This is a genomic window from Candidatus Saccharibacteria bacterium oral taxon 488 (assembly GCA_013100805.1).
Lineage (GTDB): Bacteria > Patescibacteriota > Saccharimonadia > Saccharimonadales > Saccharimonadaceae > Nanosynbacter.
Genome location: CP040000.1, coordinates 156,724 through 172,267 on the forward strand (window position 1 = coordinate 156,724; position 15,544 = coordinate 172,267).

Consider the following 15,544-nt stretch of genomic DNA (forward strand, 5'->3'; position numbering starts at 1 on the left):
TACCATTCAAAACATAAGCTAGTCGGTAGCAAAAGTGCCGACCGCGATCCCCCCAGAAAGGAACCACCACAATGCTCAAAAACCCAAACCGCCCACCAGTACCCTCATCTGAGTCTCTCAATCCAGAGGCCGCAACCTCCTCGTCATATTCCCTAGACTCAGACCCTCGCTTTACGGGAAAGCTTGACGCCAACGATCTCGGCACTGAAGCGCTCTTTGACCCAGATCTACGAAAGCAAGAGGAAGAAGATCGGCTCGCACAAATGGAAGAAGCGCAGCTCGCACAACTCGCACAAGATGACTGGGAAGCCTACCTCAACCAACGCCCCGACGAATACGGCAAAGATCCAAATGGCAACCTACTTCCATCCGAAGAAGACCTCTATAACCAAACCCTCAACGAAGCACGCCGTGAGCGTGAGGCCACGAGTCTCACTGACCTCGCAACCGCTGCCGGAGAAGCCCTTGCTCGTGGCGACAAGACTATGGCTGATGATCTCCAAGACGAGATCCTCCAAAGACTCATTGAACGAGCCGAAACCTACGATCTAAGCCAAGAAGCCATCGACCAACGTATCCGTCAGCTTACTAAGATCATGGATAACGCCGAAAATGTCGCTAAAGAAAAAGCCACCAAAGCAGCCACCCAGCGAACCCTTTCTTTCCCAGCTACACCTCAAGCCCCAGAGTCTGCCCCGGCGACACAGTCCGAGCCAACCCAGACCGTGCCAACAGCTCCGGTGAAGCCGGTGCGGGGGCCAGAGGGGGCTTCAGGCAGTGAAGGGGAAGGGTCTGGAAAAAAAGAGTTGATGAATGAAGCCGTTGGCTTTATGCGCGACGCGCAAGCAGTTATTAGCAACAGTAACCCAAATATTGATCTCGTAAGCAAAGCTGCACTGATGCGTGAAGTGCGACAGCTGATGAAGGGTCTAAACGACGCTCTCGACAGTTCGGCTACTGATCCATTGAAAGCTGGCGGACGACCAGCACTAGTGACCAGCGAAAGCGGCGGTGGCCAAGGCGGGCCGGAGGGCTTAGGTGAGTTGTCTGGGGAGGAGCAGAGAACGGAGATGTTAAAGAACCACCGCGGTCGACTAGAGGTCCGGCGACGTAATCTGCAGAAAGAGCATGACGATCTTAAAGATAAGGAAAGTGAAAAGGGGTGTCGGCTGCTACACCGTATTGGAATAGTAGATAGTATGATTGATAAGATTAATGAGCAGCTTGATATATTTGGCGGCGGTGCTTCAAGTGGACCGGATAATAGTGATCAGTCACGACGGTCTAGCGCCGCGGGACCAGAGGGATCTTCGGGTGATGATACTAGAGAGGGTCGCTTGACAACAGTCGCCGAGGTCAAGAAACTGAGAGAGGCTTACGAGCAAGAGTATGAAAAGCACAAAGAATTTCTGAATAGCTATGAAGAAGATGTCTCTAAGTATGATCTGATCTCGTGGTTCAGTAAAGTGCGTGATGTTATTACCGCCCTCAAGGAGGTGGAGGAGGGACTTGACAAGCCCTCCCTGTCAAAACAAGTGAGAGAATTTTATCTATCAAAAGAAAAGAAGTTACTTGATGAGTTTGCATGGTGGCAGAATAATAAGCCACCGCGCCTGACTGTTGATAGAGATGGTGAAGCAGCCAAACTAGATCCAGGGCGAGAAGGCGATGACCCAAAGCAGAAGCAACAGGGGAGTGACCTTGAGTTGAAAAATGGCTCGGAAAAAAAGGGAGCAGCCAGTATAAGGAAGATATTTGGCTGGGGGGCCATCCGCCTACTTGGCATTAATGAGCCGTATAATAACGAGCTATCTAACAAATAAAACAAACGCAGGAAAGAGGTGAGAGTGCCGCAGGGCAAAAGCGCAGGTTTTGTAGAGAGGTAGGCATATCGAGAGAGATCTTTAGTGGCTATGGGTCGGGTCTCTTGGCTGCAATCGCTAGTGAGTTGGTATAAACATGAAGAATTGATATAATAGACAAAAGAGCAGTGAAGCAAAGGAGACGATATGTTCCAACTAGATGATAATTTTTTGAAAGAATTAGGACTAGATCAGCTGCCGGATGAGCAGAAGAAGCCGTTTTTGCAGCATATTTATAGTGAGTTGGAGCTACGGGTCGGCGAGCGGCTGAGTCAGGGGATGACCGACGCGCAGCTGGATGAGTTTGCGAACATTATCGACAAGGCGCCGGGCGCAGTGGATGAATTTCTCGCCAAACACGCACCAAATTACCAGCAGGAGCCAATGTTCCAGCGGCTGGTGCAGGCGACCAAGGCTGATCCGAATAATCCTGGTCTAAAAGACGAGTTTGCGGCGACGAAGTGGCTAGAGGTAAACCGGCCTGATTATCGCGATGTGGTGGCGGCAACGATGGACGAGCTGAAGAAGGAGATTATAACTAACCGCGAGGCTATTTTAGGCGGTATGGGTGCATCCTCGGCGCCGGGACAAGCTTAGAGCGAGCCTTTAAGCTGCCTTAGCTCATGAACTTAGCCTTGATGGCCGCGGAGAAACGCCTCTGCGGCCATTTGTTTGCCGCTCGGGGCAATCAGCTCGAGGATAGAAAGATATCGTCCATCACAGCACTTAACGCTCAGCGGCGATTCTGGGGCGTCTGAGGCACGAGTTTTGGTAATAATGAGTTCACGGTCATGAATGCGCAGACGACTACGTGGAAAGCCGAGATACGCCCGCACATGGGCATCGGTGGCTGCGGCGGTCATGGTGGCAGGATCAATGAGCGACATATCCTTGGAAAGCAGTTGGCAATACGTGGCATCGGCGTCGTTTTGTGGAGTTGGCTGGAGCGTACCGGCGAGGATGCCCGGCAGCGTGCGTACGAGCAGGTCGCTGCCAGCAGCAAACAACTCATCATATAGCTGCGGTTTGGTTTCAGTGCCGGTGAGCGGGTGACGGTGTTGGGCGTAAATTGGGCCAGCATCCATCTGGGCGTCAAGTTGCATAATGGAGATGCCGGTTTCTGAGTCTTGGTGTGCAATGGCGGCCTCAATGGGCGAAGGGCCACGCCATTTTGGCAGTAGCGAGGGATGGAGATTAATAATACCAGGAGTGAAGAGGTCAATGATTGACTGGGGGATAATTTTGCCGTAGGCGACAAGGACGCCGGCGACGGGCTGAAGGGCGGTGATATCGGGGATTAGGTCACGGAGTTTGTTGGGTTGCCAGACGAGGATGCCGTGTTGGCGGGCAAAGGTCTTGACTGGCGGCTCGGTGAGCCTGTGGCCACGGCCGCTACGCATATCGGGTTTGGTGATGACGGCGCAAATGGGAAATCCTGCCTCGTAGAGTGCTTTAAGGGTAATCAGACTGTACGCTTCGGTGCCGAAAAAGATGATTGGTGGCATGTTAGTCCCACAGCTGAGCATTATCTTTGATGTCGGCTTCATAATCAAGCGGCTGTAATTCACCAGAATCATCAAGCGTGTAAAAAGCGTCGTGCTGGTCGCGGATATGGTCGATAAAGACAATACCGTTGGTGTGATCGATCTCGTGCTGGATAACACGGGCGAGGAAGCCTTCGGCCTTGAGGCGAATCTCGTTGCCGTCGAGATCAAGAGCCTTGACGCGGATTTTAGAATGGCGAGGGACTTTGCCGTAGACGTGCTTGACGCTGAGGCAGCCTTCGAAATCGGCGACAATTTCTCCCTCGTATTTGACAATTTCGGGGTTGATCAAGGTGGTGAATTCGCGAGTAGCTTTGTCGTCAAAGTCGCTGCGGACGATGATGACGCGCTCGAGGCGATCAACCTGGATGGCAGCTAGGGCAGCGCTGATTTCATGAGGGCGAGAATCTTCCCAGTCAAGAGCGGCCGCGATCATATCGGCTGATAACTGGCGCACCTCGTCGGTGATGATGTGAATTTTAGCTGATTTTTGGCGGAGGTGCGGATTGGGTAGGGCAATAATATCGTCTTTAGTCATTGTGATTATTATAGCACAGGTGGTTAGAGGAGGCTGGTCGGGTCGAGCTCAGCCTGCCAATGAGCGGGTGGTACGAGATCAAGGAGACTGACAAGGTCGCTGCGGCGGGGACTTTTAAGGACGAGCTGCCAGCGGTACGTGTCGCGGACTCGTTCATAAAATGCTGGTGTTGGGCCGAGGATGCGTACGTCGGCCGGGGCAGCTGCCCGCAGTGTCTGGGCGAGCTTTTTGGCGTTGCGGATGGCGGCAGCTTCGGTTTTGTAGACGCAGGTTAATTTAAGTAGATAGACGAACGGTGGAAAGTCAGTGGCGCGTCGCTGGGCGATAGTGCGGGCGTAGAAATCAGTATAGTTTTGGGCAAGCCCATCTCGGATGGCGGGATGATCCGGCTGAAAGGTCTGGACGATGACGTCGGTGGCGTGATGGGAGCGGCCAACGCGGCCAACGACTTGGGCGAGGAGCTGGAAGGTGCGCTCGCTTGAGGAAAAGTCAGGCAGTGTCAACCCGGCGTCAGCTTGGACGACACCAACAGTGCGTAGGTGCGGTAGATCGAGGCCCTTGGCGATCACTTGGGTGCCAATGATGATGCCAATTGAACCGTTTTTGAGCTCATTGTAGCGCTTATCGGCCGCGTCGTTGGTACTTGTATCGGCATCGAAGCGGGCGATGGTGCTTGCGGGAAAGAGCTTGCGTAATTCTGCCTCGATGCGCTTGGTGCCGAGGCCTTTATGAATGATATCGGCATGACGACACTCGGGGCAGCTGGTAGGGACGGTTGCAGTGAAACCGCAGATATGACAGAGGAGCTGGTGCTGGTCGGCGTGTAAGGTGAGTGGCACAAAACAGCGCGGACAGCCGGCGTTCCAGCCACATTGTTCACATAGGGTGATAGCGGCGGTGCCGCGGCGATTGTGAAAGATGAGGGCCTGATGACCGTCATTCAGCGAGTCGGTGATAGCCGAGAGTAGTTGATCAGAGAGAAAGAAATGCTGAGTAAAGTTTGTGCGCTTGGTCATATCAACCAGCGAGATGCGTGGCTTGACGGCGTCTGAACGGGCGGGCGTGGGCATAGCGATGATAGGCCGGCCAGCAGTTTTTGCCAGAAAATAATCGCTGATCGTAGGGGTGGCACTGCCGAGGACAAGCTTGGCTTCGTGCTGGCGAGCGAGAATGGCCGCAGTACGCAGCGCTGAGTAGCGGGGCGATTGTTTTTGTTTGAAGCTGGGTTCGTGACATTCATCAATGACGACGAGCCCCAGCTGCTGGACGGGCATGAACAGGGCTGATCGAGGGCCGATGACGATGAGCGGGTCGCGTGAATTGATAACATGTTGCCAAGTCACGTGCCGCTCGGCTTCGGTCTGACGCGAGTGGGTGAGGATAATATTGTCGAAATACCTCGCAAATTCGCTAACGAGTTGTGATGTGAGGGCAATTTCTGGCACCAGAATAATTGACGATAAACCCTCGTCCACCAACCGCCGGGCGAGCTCAATGTAGACATGCGTTTTGCCGGATCCGGTCACGCCATGTAGTAGGGCGCTGCCGGGGAGCATGTCGTCAACGGCAGTGATGGCGGCTCTCTGGTCGGGCGTGAGTGCTGTTGTCGGTGGTCGTGAGGCCTGCGGACTGGCGGCGCGTGCGGGTATGTGACGGCGCTTTTTCGTCAAACCGCGTGGCAGAATGGTTTGCCAGACGGTCGCGAGATGCGTATGATAATAGCCGCTCATCCACAGAGCCGTTTGGATGAGCGGTAGCGGCACGGGAGCGTCATCTAAAAGCTGGACGATTTCTTTAACCGTAAACTCGGGCTTAACGACTGCCGACATAATGATGCCAACGCACTGAGTTGAGCCAACTTCTATAACGACCAGCGCACCGACTGGCAGCTGCTCAGGGTGTGCATAGGTAAACGAATGCGCATCGGCACGAATGATCTTGATCGGTGATACCAAATAGTAGTGCATGTCTTGCTTTATTATACCGCGCTGGCTGGTTGAATATAATCATGAGCGTTTTAGGGTGTAAGCACGTATGCTGAAGGGTAGGGCGTATAATTGTCGAAAAAAGCTTGTCGGGTGTTGTAAAATTGTGATACACTGAGTGGTAACGAAAGGGAATATGGGGAGAGAATGCTTGACATTTTTATTACATCACGAGTGAGACGCAAAATCGTAGTTGTGTATGCCAAGTATCCTGATTTTCATACGCATGTTCGGGGGCTAGCCAAGCTGATCAAGGAAGATCCCGGCAATATTCAGCGCGAGCTCAAGCGGCTAGAGAAGGTTGGTTTCCTGAGGAGTGAAAAGCAGGGCAATTCGCGGGCATACTTTACGAACAAGCAGTTCCCGATTTTCAAGGAATTACAGAGTATGGTGATTAAGTCGCAGCAACATGCGGCCCGGCCGAAGCGCGGCTCGGTTGATAGAGATTGATGACCTTATTCGAGCAGATTTTGACGGCGCGCGGTCTGACGACGCGGGCAGCGCGCCAGGCTTTTTTGCAGCCAGATTATATGGCTGTGAAACATGATCCGTTTTTGCTGCCAGACATGAAAAAGGCAGTGGCACGGTTGAAACAGGCGCGGGAGCAGGGCGAAAAAATTGTCATTTACGGCGATTATGACATTGACGGACTGAGCGCTACGGCGCTGCTGCTGGATGCCTTTGGTAAGTTTGGTTTTGAGGACGTCGATGCTTTCATTCCGAACCGTTTTGTTGAGGGTTATGGCATGACCATGGGTGCGGTGGACAAGGTGCGCGATATGGGAGCGGATTTGATCGTGACAGTGGATACCGGCAGTTTGTGCCATGTGGAAATTGCCTATGCCACTAGTTTAGGTATTGATACGGTGGTGACGGATCATCACAATGTCGCTGAGACTCCGCCACCGAGTATTGCGGCAGTTAATCCGAAGTTTTCGGGTCATACATACCCATTCCGCGATTTGTGCGGTGCGGGCGTGGCGTTTAAGTTGGTGCAGGCGCTGCAGACAGAACTAGATGGGTTACCTGACGGCTATGAAAAATGGCTGCTCGATTTGGTGGCGTTGGGGACGGTTTGTGACATTGTGACGTTGGCTGATGAAAATAGGGCAAATGTGTATTGGGGCTTGGAGGTGTTGAAAAAACAACAACGTCCAGGACTGAAAGCGTTGATGGCGGTGGCGGGTATTGAACCAGAGCAGGTTAATGCCCGGCATCTGGGATTTGGTTTGGGGCCGCGGATGAATGCGGCTGGGCGCTTGGAAACAGCGCAGTACGCGCTGGATATGCTGACGGCGCGTGATGGGCTGGCGGCGCTAGAGGCAAGCGAGAAGTTGGAGGAGTTGAACGTTAAGCGGCGTGGCATTCAGGACGCGATTTTTGAGGAAGCGTGCGTACAAGCCGAGCAGTTGGCTGATGATCGGGTGTTGGTGGTCAGTAGTGATGGCTGGAATCACGGCGTTATCGGCATCGTGGCGTCAAAACTGGTGGAAAAATATAAAAAGCCGGTGTTTATCATTGGCGAGCGCGGCGAGGAAGCAACGGGTTCGGCGCGCAGTTTTGGTGATTTTTCAGCGGCAGATGCCGTGCGGGCAGCGGATGACATTATCATCAAAGGCGGCGGGCACGGAGCGGCGGCAGGTGTGACACTGGAGACTGAGAGAATTAACGATTTTCGTCGTCGTGTGAATGAGTTTTATGATTCGCTGCAGCTGACAAACCAAGAGCGATATTTATTGCCACGAGCTGATGTAGAAATTGATGATTTTTCGGAAATTAATGAGGAATTGGTGGCAAATCTGGCGAAAATGGAGCCATTTGGCAATGGTAATCCCGAACCAGTGCTAAAAATTACCAGGGCATCAGTTTTGAGCATGCGACGAATGGGCGCGGACGGGCAACACGTTAAATTAGCGCTGCGTGATAAAAATGGTAAAGTGTTGCAGATGCTGGCATTTAACGCGCCAGAGGAGTTTTTCCGCGAGCCAGGCGACGAGGTGGCGGCGTGGTTTCAGTCAACCGTCAACGAGTGGCAGGGAGTGCGGACGGTTGAGGGACGGCTCGTTCACGTGGCTTTGTTTGATTGACGTGGTAATTACAACTTTTGTCTGGAGATGACAGCTAGTCGCTTGAGTGCAGTGGTTTTTTCGTTGTGAAATTCGCAACGATGTTATGTTGTGTGGGCTTGTGGTTTTTGAGGGAATGTTGGTGACTTGACAAATCGCGCGCGAGAGAGTAATATGAGCCCATAATATAAAGCTTGCTAAACATGCGGAAGGAAACAAACATGACACAAAATTATGAAAAAATTGAAAAAGAACAAGGTCTAGACCCACGTGTTGAGTCGTTAGCGATACCATTGGCGCGGGATTATGCTGAAAAAAATTATCCAAAACGTGAAGATGGTACGTTTGAACCAGCATGGCGCGGGGCAAATGGCGAAAAAGATTTGCGAGGAAAGTCTCCCGAAGATGTGGCGGCGCAGCTAGAAAGTGAAGGATATCCTCCAGAGGTGGCTCTTACTTTAGCGGAGCCAATGGTGATTGACATTGCTAATACGCCGTACGATCAGTTTTCTGAATATTGGAAAGGGCAGAACCGTGGTGGTGCAGAATTCCTCATTAGCTTGGTGGATGAGGTGGGCGCCGATAACATCCGTGCTTTGGATCTGTCTGACCCAGAGGTGCAAGAAAAGTATGGTACGTTAATTCATGCTAACTGGCTGGAGCGTAACCAGTGGGTACTTGACCCAGAGTATGGTAACCCAGATCTAGCGAAGCCATTTAAAGAGCTTGCGCTTGAAGAGCAAAATAAAGATCTCGACCAGATGCGGGTGCTGCAGGGTTGGCTTGAAGCTCAGCAGAATCCTGAAGAGATCGGTGTATAGATACTCGGGCTACATCCCTCTGAGACAATGACACCACACAAAACCTCGCTCCGAGGCTAATCAGGGCGAGGGTTTTGTTTTGCAAAAATATTTCTCATCTGTTATAATCCAAAAAGTATGGTTCAAGTTACACGTAAAGATCAGAAAGAAGCGAACGAGAATGTGATTCGTCGCTTTAATCGCAGGGTGCTGCAGAGCGGTGTCCTCGCGCGGGCAAAGTCGGTGATGCGATTTGCCAAGCCGATTTCCAAAGTTGAGCGCCGCAAGAAAGCAATTATTCGCCGCGAGCGCCGAGCCGAGAAAACAGCCAGGATGCGTATGGGGGCAACGCGTTAATGTCGGCGCTAAAAGCGCATATTGCTGATGAGATGAAAGCCGCTCTTCTAGGGCGGCATCGTTTTCGAGGCGATGTGTTGCGTAATTTGAAGGCGGCAATCCTTAACGAGGAGGTGTCGCTCGGTAAGCGTGACGAGGGTCTAAACGATGTAGAAGTCGAGAAGGTTATTGCCCGCGAAGTTAAAAAACGCAAAGAAAGCGCCACGTTATACCGAGCGAATGGCCGGGCGGAATTGGCTGAACCAGAGGAGAAAGAAGCAGTAATTTTACAGGAATTTTTACCTAAACAGCTGAGCGAAGACGAGATTCGGGTAATGGTCGAGGCAGCGGTTGCTGATTTGGGTGCGACGATGCAGCAGATGGGTCAGGTGATTGGCGCGGTGAAGACTAAAGCCGGCAATGCGGCTGACGGCGCCTTGATTGCGAAAATTACCAAAGAAACGCTAGCAAAACAATAACAACACAGAAAAGGAGCAAAGGATGATCTTATTATTTGGGCCGCCGGGGGCTGGTAAAAGTATGCAGGGGCAGATGCTGGCGGCACGTCAGGGTTGGAAATGGCTATCAACCGGCGAGATGCTGCGCCGAAGTAATGATCCGGCGGTGATTGATATTTTACGCTCGGGCGAGTTGGTGAGCGATGAATTGATTTACCAAGTGTTTGAGCAGGCGGTGCAGGATGCGCGCGATAAAAAATATTCGAATATTATCGTTGATGGTTTTCCGCGGACGAAGGAGCAGGCGGCATGGCTGGATGAGTACATGGCGCGGATGAATGAGAAAATTGATACGGTGATTTCACTGGAAGTGCCGGAGGCGGAAATTATGCGGCGGCTAGAAAAGCGCGGTCGGTTGGAGGATACGCCAGAGGCAATTGCCCGGCGAATGACGATTTATCGGCAAAAAATGTATCCGGTGTTGGGGATTTTTGCCGAGGCGGGCGTTAGGATTGTCCATTTGGATGGCGTCGGTACGGCTGGCGAAGTGCATGACCGGATTTATGAAGAGGCGGCGTACGCATGCCAACTTTAATTACTGGCGAAAAAACGCCGCAGCAGATGAAGGATATGCGCGAATGTGGGCGGATGTTGGCGACGATTTATGATGAATTGCGCCAGCGGGTGACGGCTGGAATGAGCGAGCTGGATGTTAATGAGTTTGTGGCTGGGCGAATTAAGGATTTCGGTGCGGAAGCGACGTATTTGACGGATGAGGTGAAATTCCCAGGGGTGATTTGCGTGTCGACTAATGAGCAATTAGTGCACTCATTTCCGACAGAATATGTGTTTGAGAAGGGCGACGTGGTGAGTTTTGACCTGGTGATTGGCTACCGTGGTATGAAAACGGATAGCGCTTTTACTATGGTGATTGACGAAGAGCCGCGCGGTGCTAAAAAGCATTTGCTGCACGCGACGGAACAGAGTTTATATGCCGGAATCGATGCGATTTCTGGCGAGGGAACGCGCGTTGGCGATATCTCGGCGGGCGTGGAAGCAGTATTGAAGAAAGCCAAATTGGGTATCATTCGCGAGCTGGTTGGCCACGGCGTGGGGTTAGAAATGCACATGAGCCCAGAGATTCCAAATTATGGCCGCCGCGGTACTGGCCCAGTGCTGCACGCAGGCGACACGATTGCTATTGAGCCAATGGCCAGCCTCGGTAGTGAGAAAATTGTGACCGAGGACGACGGCTGGACGATTAGCTTGAAAGACGGCAGTTTGGGTGCACATTTTGAACACACCGTATTGATTACTGAGACGGGTGCGGAGATTTTGACGACACTCTAGGCTATCTGGTATACTAAGCATATGCAAGAACAATCTCGATATGTGGTAGGAATTGATGTTGGTACGAAGACCGTGCGCTGCGTGGTTGGGCATATCGGGGAGTCGGGGCTGCCGAACATCGTTGGTGTTGGCGTTAGTGAGAATAGCGGCATGCGTAAGGGCGCGGTATCGAACTTGACGGGGCCGGCGGCAGCAATTGACAAGGCGTTAGAGGCGGCCGAACGCATGAGCGGTCATCATATCAATGCAGCAGCATTGAGTGTTAATGGGTCGCATATCTTGAGCACCAAGGCTGATGGTATGATCGCGGTGGGGATGAGTGGCGGTGAAGTGACGGACGAGGATGTGCTGCGGATTGAGGAAGTGGCGACGACCGGGAAGGTGCCGGCGAATCGAGAAATTTTGGAGATTGTGCCGCATGCCTATCGGCTGGATGGGCAGGACAATATTAAGGATCCGGTGGGGATGAGCGGCACGCGCCTGGAGCTACGAGCAAATGTGGTCTCGGGCTTGACGCCGTATGTGGCGAATTTACGCCGCTCGGCCGAGATGGCGAATGTCACTGCCTCGAGCCTGACACCGAGCGTGTTGGCAGCGGCGCGAGCGGTGCTCAGTGAGTCGCAGATTGAGAACGGCGTGGCGGTTATCGACATTGGTGGTAGCACGACCGGTGTGGCCGTGTTTGAAGAGGGCGATTTGCAGCATGTGGCGGTAATCCCGATGGGGGCGCAGAACGTGACAAATGATGTGGCGATTGGGCTAAAGACCGACCCGGAGATCGCTGAGGCGGTCAAATTGGTGCACGCCCGGCTGGGCGGCGGTAAGGCTGGTCGCGTTGATACCAAATACGACAAACAGGTGTATACATTTGAACAAAGCGAGATTGACGAGATTGTCGAGGCGCGCTATGAGGAGATTTTCGAGCTGGTTGCCAAAGAGTTGAAGCGGGCCGGCGGTATCGGACGGCTGCCAAGTGGTGTGGTGCTGGTTGGTGGTGGCGCCAAGGTTAAGGATCTGGTCGAATTTGCGAAAAATAGCCTCGGCGTGGCGGCTAAACTAGGCGTGCCGGCAGGATATGCGGGCGTGAGCGACGAGGCGAATGGGCCGGAGTTTGCAGCGGCAATTGGTCTGATGCTCATTGACGGGGCAGGGGCCGAGCGGGCTGAGCACGCGCAGAGCAAGGTAGGTTCGGTGACAAAGAAAGCCGGAGGAATGATTAGTCGATTGCTAGCGAGGTTTAAGTAGAAGCTAGTAGACAAAGATGGTATACTTGATAAGAGAAAGATAGGGAGAGGAAAATGCCGCAGATTACACCAAGTGAAGTTCAAACGTTTGCCAGTATCAAAGTTGTCGGTGTCGGTGGAGCTGGTGGTTCGGCCATTAATCGGATGAAAGATGCGGGGCTCGCTGGCGTGCAGTTTATCGCCATGAACACTGATGCTCAGGCGCTGCACAATTCCAAGGCGGATGTCAAGATTCATCTCGGGCACACTACGACTAATGGGCTGGGTGCCGGTGCTGATCCGATGGTTGGTGAGGCGGCGGCTAATGAGTCGCGCGAGGAGATTCGCCAGGCGCTTGAGGGTGCGGACATGGTGTTTGTGACGATTGGTGCTGGTGGCGGAACTGGATCGGGTGCTGGACACATTGTGGCGGAGATCGCTCGCGAGATGGACATCTTGGTGGTTGGTGTGGCAACACGACCGTTTAGCTTTGAGGGTGAAAAGCGCCGAGTGAATGCTGACTGGGCAATTACTCACCTGGGTCGACAAGTTGACACGTTGATTACCATTCCAAATGATCGCTTGCTGCAGACGATTGATCGACGGACGCCGCTGCTCGAGACATTCAAGATTGCTGATGACGTGCTGCGTCAAGGTGTGCAGGGTATTTCTGAGCTTATTACCGAACATGGGCTGATTAATCTCGACTTTGCTGACGTCAAGGCAGTGATGAGTCGGGCTGGCTCGGCGCTGATGGGGATCGGTCGGGCCGATGGCGAGAACCGTGCAGTGCAGGCCGCTCAGCAAGCGATTGAGAGCCCGCTGATCGAAGTGTCGATTGACGGCGCGAAGGGTGTGCTGTTTAACGTGACTGGTGGCTATGACATGAGTATGGCAGAAATTCAGGAGGCAGCCGAGGTAATTACCAGTGCGGTCAGTCCTGATGCTAATATTATCTTTGGAGCGACGCTCAAGCCAGAGCTTGAAGACGAGGTGATCATCACGGTTATCGCTACTGGGTTTGATAGCGAGACATATCATGATCATGAGGTGAGTTTGACGAGTGAAGCGTCGCATGAATCAGAGACTGAGGTTGATGACGAGGTGGTTGAAGGGATTGATCTGGAGCTCAGTGAGCAGAGCGGAGCGACAGACTTTACGTCCGAGCAGGAAAATAATATCTGGGATCAGCCAGCCGAGGATGAGGCGGACGAAGATGATACGCCAGCATTCCTTCGTCGCCGCAAAAAGAACAAGGAGGAATAAATGAGCGGATTTAACATTGGTGATAGCCGCGTGATTGAGTCGCGAGAGGTTTCTGATGGCGTAGCGATTCGCCGCCGCCGCGAGACGCCGGATGGACGACGCTTTACCACCTATGAGCGAGTCGAAAAACCAAATCTCATCGTGATCAAGAACAACGGTGGCCGCGAGTTATTTGACCGCGTCAAGCTTGCGCATGCGGTGCGCCAGTCGGTCGGCAAATTTCTCAAGTCCGACGAGGAAGTTGAGTCGATTATCACGGCAGTTGAAGATAAATTATATGCACTCGGTGCATCAGAAGTACCGTCGCGGCAAATCGGCGAGTTTGTGCTGGATGAATTGGCGAAATGTAACGAAGTGGCGTATGTGCGTTTTGCCAGCGTGTTTCAGAAGTTTGAAACGCTGGATGATTTCGTCAAGATATTGGAACAGCGTCGCCAGAAAGGACAAGAATAATGCGAGTCGTTGTCGTATACCGGGCGGAAAGTGATTACGCGCGCCAAGTCACTAGTTTTCTGCATGACTTTAGTCGGCAGACGGGGCACACGATTGAAGAGCTTGACCCAGATTCGGCCGAGGGCAGCGATTTTTGCCGGACATACGACATCGTTGAATACCCGACTGTTATCGCGCTGAGCGCTGATAGCCAGATGCAGAACATGTGGCGCGGATTACCGCTACCGACGATTAGTGAGGTGAGTTTTTATGTTTGACATGCTGCGTAAGTGGCTCTCGAACAAAGATTCAAAACGCCGGCAGCTCGCGGCATTAGCGCTGCTGCTCGGCAGCGGTTTGGGCTTGTTGGCCTCGTTTGTGCTGTCGATCGAGGCGCTGACGCTTGCTAAAAATTCGCATGCTGTGCTGAACTGCGATCTAAATGCGGCCATAAGTTGTTCGGTAGTGGCAAATCACTGGTCAGCGGCGTTGCTCGGCTTCCCTAATAGCTTTATCGGCATGATGACGCTGCCGGTGATGGTGACTATCGGGGTGGCATTGCTGGCAGGTGCGAAGTTTCCGAAATGGTTTATGTGGGGTGCACAGCTGGGTGCGGTGGTCGGCCTGTTGTTTGCTGGCTGGATGTTCTATATGAGCTATGTCGATATTGGTGCGCTGTGTCCGTGGTGTTTGACGCTAGATTCGGGTATGCTGCTGGTCTGTTACGGATTGACGAGATATAATGTGGTGACTGGTGCGATTGGTGGCAAACGTATGAGGAAGTTTGTTGATCGAGGATTTGATACATTCCTGTTGGTGCTGGCGGCTGTTGTGATCGTTGTTGTTATTTTGGCAACATTCGGGCGTGAGCTGTTTGCATAAATTAAGAGTAGGCGTATTGAATAATGGTGCTGGTATCCGTATACTGGGCATATGAAGAAAAATTTTCTCGTCAGAGCGTTCTTAGGCATTACCATTGTGGCGCTCGGCGGGATTCTGCTGCTGCGGAATCTCGGGATTATTAAGTTTGATGACTGGCACCTATTTTGGGGTACTTTTTGGGCAGGTATATTTCTCCTGGCTGGCTTATCAGCACTATTCAGCTCCCGTAGACCAGCGGCTTGGGTATGGGGGCTACTGTTGATAGCTGTTGGTACGGCGATCGGACTGAACGCTTATAATGTGATTAATATTAGTGTCTGGAAGCTATTTTGGCCAGTGATATTAATCATTGTTGGCTTGGTAATCATGCTGAGTATCGGGTCTGGGGGCCGCAGACGATCTAAAAAGCTGGCCGCTGATGGTAGTGATAACGAAAAAGTTGCAATTTTTTACGGCGAAGAATCGCGGGTGAAAGGCGATTATACTGGCGGCTCGCTAACGGCGATATTTGGCGGTGTGGAGTTGGATCTACGCCAGGCAAAGATTAAGGACGGTGCAGTGATTGATGTGTTTACGTTTTGTGGTGGTATTGACATTAGTTTGCCGGACGACGTAATTGTCCAAAATGATGTTCGCGGTATTTTGGGCGGCAGTGAGGATAAAACTGCGCCGAAGTCTTCTGCCAAAAAGATAATCCACCTGAGGGGTGAGTGTATTTTGGGCGGCTTGGAAGTTAAATAATTCCCTTGGGATTTTGGTGAAAACGCGCTACAATTGTCGTAGGGCGTTTTCGCGTGTGCTG

At 52.4% G+C, this 15,544-nt stretch carries 18 protein-coding genes; 15 read left to right on the top strand and 3 right to left on the bottom strand.

The window, feature by feature from the left end:
* The first annotated feature begins 71 nt into the window (after positions 1-71).
* Positions 72-1,823, top strand: coding sequence for a hypothetical protein (locus FBF27_00795; protein ID QJU08957.1), 1,752 nt, complete (start codon positions 72-74; stop codon positions 1,821-1,823).
* Positions 1,824-2,009: 186 nt separating this feature from the next.
* Positions 2,010-2,459, top strand: a complete 450-nt coding sequence (locus FBF27_00800) for a hypothetical protein (GenBank protein QJU08958.1) — start codon at positions 2,010-2,012, stop codon at positions 2,457-2,459.
* A gap of 32 nt (positions 2,460-2,491) precedes the next feature.
* On the opposite strand, the gene fmt is transcribed toward FBF27_00800, so the two are convergent.
* The 3 genes from fmt to priA are packed head-to-tail and all read right to left on the bottom strand — an operon-like array spanning position 2,492 to position 5,911.
* Positions 2,492-3,367 carry a methionyl-tRNA formyltransferase gene (gene fmt, locus FBF27_00805; GenBank protein ID QJU08959.1) on the bottom strand — a complete coding sequence of 292 codons (876 nt, stop codon included), beginning with the start codon at positions 3,365-3,367 and terminating at the stop codon, positions 2,492-2,494.
* 1 nt (position 3,368) lies between these two features.
* Positions 3,369-3,944, bottom strand: a complete 576-nt coding sequence (def, locus tag FBF27_00810; protein QJU08960.1) for a peptide deformylase — start codon at positions 3,942-3,944, stop codon at positions 3,369-3,371.
* Positions 3,945-3,967: 23 nt separating this feature from the next.
* Positions 3,968-5,911, bottom strand: a complete 1,944-nt coding sequence (gene priA / locus FBF27_00815; protein ID QJU08961.1) for a primosomal protein N' — start codon at positions 5,909-5,911, stop codon at positions 3,968-3,970.
* 165 nt (positions 5,912-6,076) lie between these two features.
* Here priA and FBF27_00820 point away from each other — a divergent pair, with 165 nt between their 5' ends.
* The 13 genes from FBF27_00820 to FBF27_00880 all read left to right on the top strand — a co-directional run bounded on the left by FBF27_00820 (position 6,077) and on the right by FBF27_00880 (position 15,483).
* On the top strand, positions 6,077-6,379 hold the full coding sequence (locus tag FBF27_00820; protein ID QJU08962.1) for an ArsR family transcriptional regulator: 303 nt from the start codon (positions 6,077-6,079) through the stop codon (positions 6,377-6,379).
* The gene (gene recJ / locus FBF27_00825) at positions 6,379-8,016 is read left to right on the top strand and encodes a single-stranded-DNA-specific exonuclease RecJ (GenBank protein QJU08963.1); all 1,638 of its coding nucleotides are present in this window, start codon (positions 6,379-6,381) and stop codon (positions 8,014-8,016) included. The genes FBF27_00820 and recJ overlap by 1 nt, the downstream gene beginning before the upstream one ends.
* Positions 8,017-8,216: 200 nt before the next feature.
* Positions 8,217-8,816 (top strand): hypothetical protein, encoded by a 600-nt coding sequence (locus FBF27_00830; GenBank protein ID QJU08964.1) that lies wholly within the window; start codon positions 8,217-8,219, stop codon positions 8,814-8,816.
* A 117-nt stretch (positions 8,817-8,933) separates the two neighbouring features.
* Positions 8,934-9,152: a hypothetical protein gene (locus FBF27_00835; GenBank protein ID QJU08965.1), complete on the top strand. Its 219-nt coding sequence runs from the start codon at positions 8,934-8,936 to the stop codon at positions 9,150-9,152.
* Positions 9,152-9,610, top strand: coding sequence for a GatB/YqeY (locus FBF27_00840; GenBank protein ID QJU08966.1), 459 nt, complete (start codon positions 9,152-9,154; stop codon positions 9,608-9,610). Before FBF27_00835 ends, FBF27_00840 begins: the two co-directional genes overlap by 1 nt.
* A 22-nt stretch (positions 9,611-9,632) precedes the next feature.
* Positions 9,633-10,184, top strand: coding sequence for an oxidoreductase (locus FBF27_00845; protein ID QJU08967.1), 552 nt, complete (start codon positions 9,633-9,635; stop codon positions 10,182-10,184).
* A complete protein-coding gene (gene map, locus FBF27_00850; GenBank protein QJU08968.1) occupies positions 10,172-10,939 on the top strand; it encodes a type I methionyl aminopeptidase in 768 nt (255 codons plus the stop codon). Before FBF27_00845 ends, map begins: the two co-directional genes overlap by 13 nt.
* Before the next feature lie 21 nt (positions 10,940-10,960).
* The gene (gene ftsA / locus FBF27_00855) at positions 10,961-12,184 is read left to right on the top strand and encodes a cell division protein FtsA (protein ID QJU08969.1); all 1,224 of its coding nucleotides are present in this window, start codon (positions 10,961-10,963) and stop codon (positions 12,182-12,184) included.
* 53 nt (positions 12,185-12,237) lie between these two features.
* The gene (gene ftsZ / locus FBF27_00860; protein QJU08970.1) at positions 12,238-13,428 is read left to right on the top strand and encodes a cell division protein FtsZ; all 1,191 of its coding nucleotides are present in this window, start codon (positions 12,238-12,240) and stop codon (positions 13,426-13,428) included.
* On the top strand, positions 13,429-13,881 hold the full coding sequence (gene nrdR / locus FBF27_00865; protein QJU08971.1) for a transcriptional repressor NrdR: 453 nt from the start codon (positions 13,429-13,431) through the stop codon (positions 13,879-13,881). It abuts the gene before it with no gap.
* A complete protein-coding gene (locus tag FBF27_00870; GenBank protein ID QJU08972.1) occupies positions 13,881-14,138 on the top strand; it encodes a hypothetical protein in 258 nt (85 codons plus the stop codon). Before nrdR ends, FBF27_00870 begins: the two co-directional genes overlap by 1 nt.
* Positions 14,131-14,742 (top strand): vitamin K epoxide reductase family protein, encoded by a 612-nt coding sequence (locus FBF27_00875; protein QJU08973.1) that lies wholly within the window; start codon positions 14,131-14,133, stop codon positions 14,740-14,742. Before FBF27_00870 ends, FBF27_00875 begins: the two co-directional genes overlap by 8 nt.
* Before the next feature lie 51 nt (positions 14,743-14,793).
* The gene (locus tag FBF27_00880; protein ID QJU08974.1) at positions 14,794-15,483 is read left to right on the top strand and encodes a hypothetical protein; all 690 of its coding nucleotides are present in this window, start codon (positions 14,794-14,796) and stop codon (positions 15,481-15,483) included.
* Positions 15,484-15,544 lie beyond the last annotated feature (61 nt).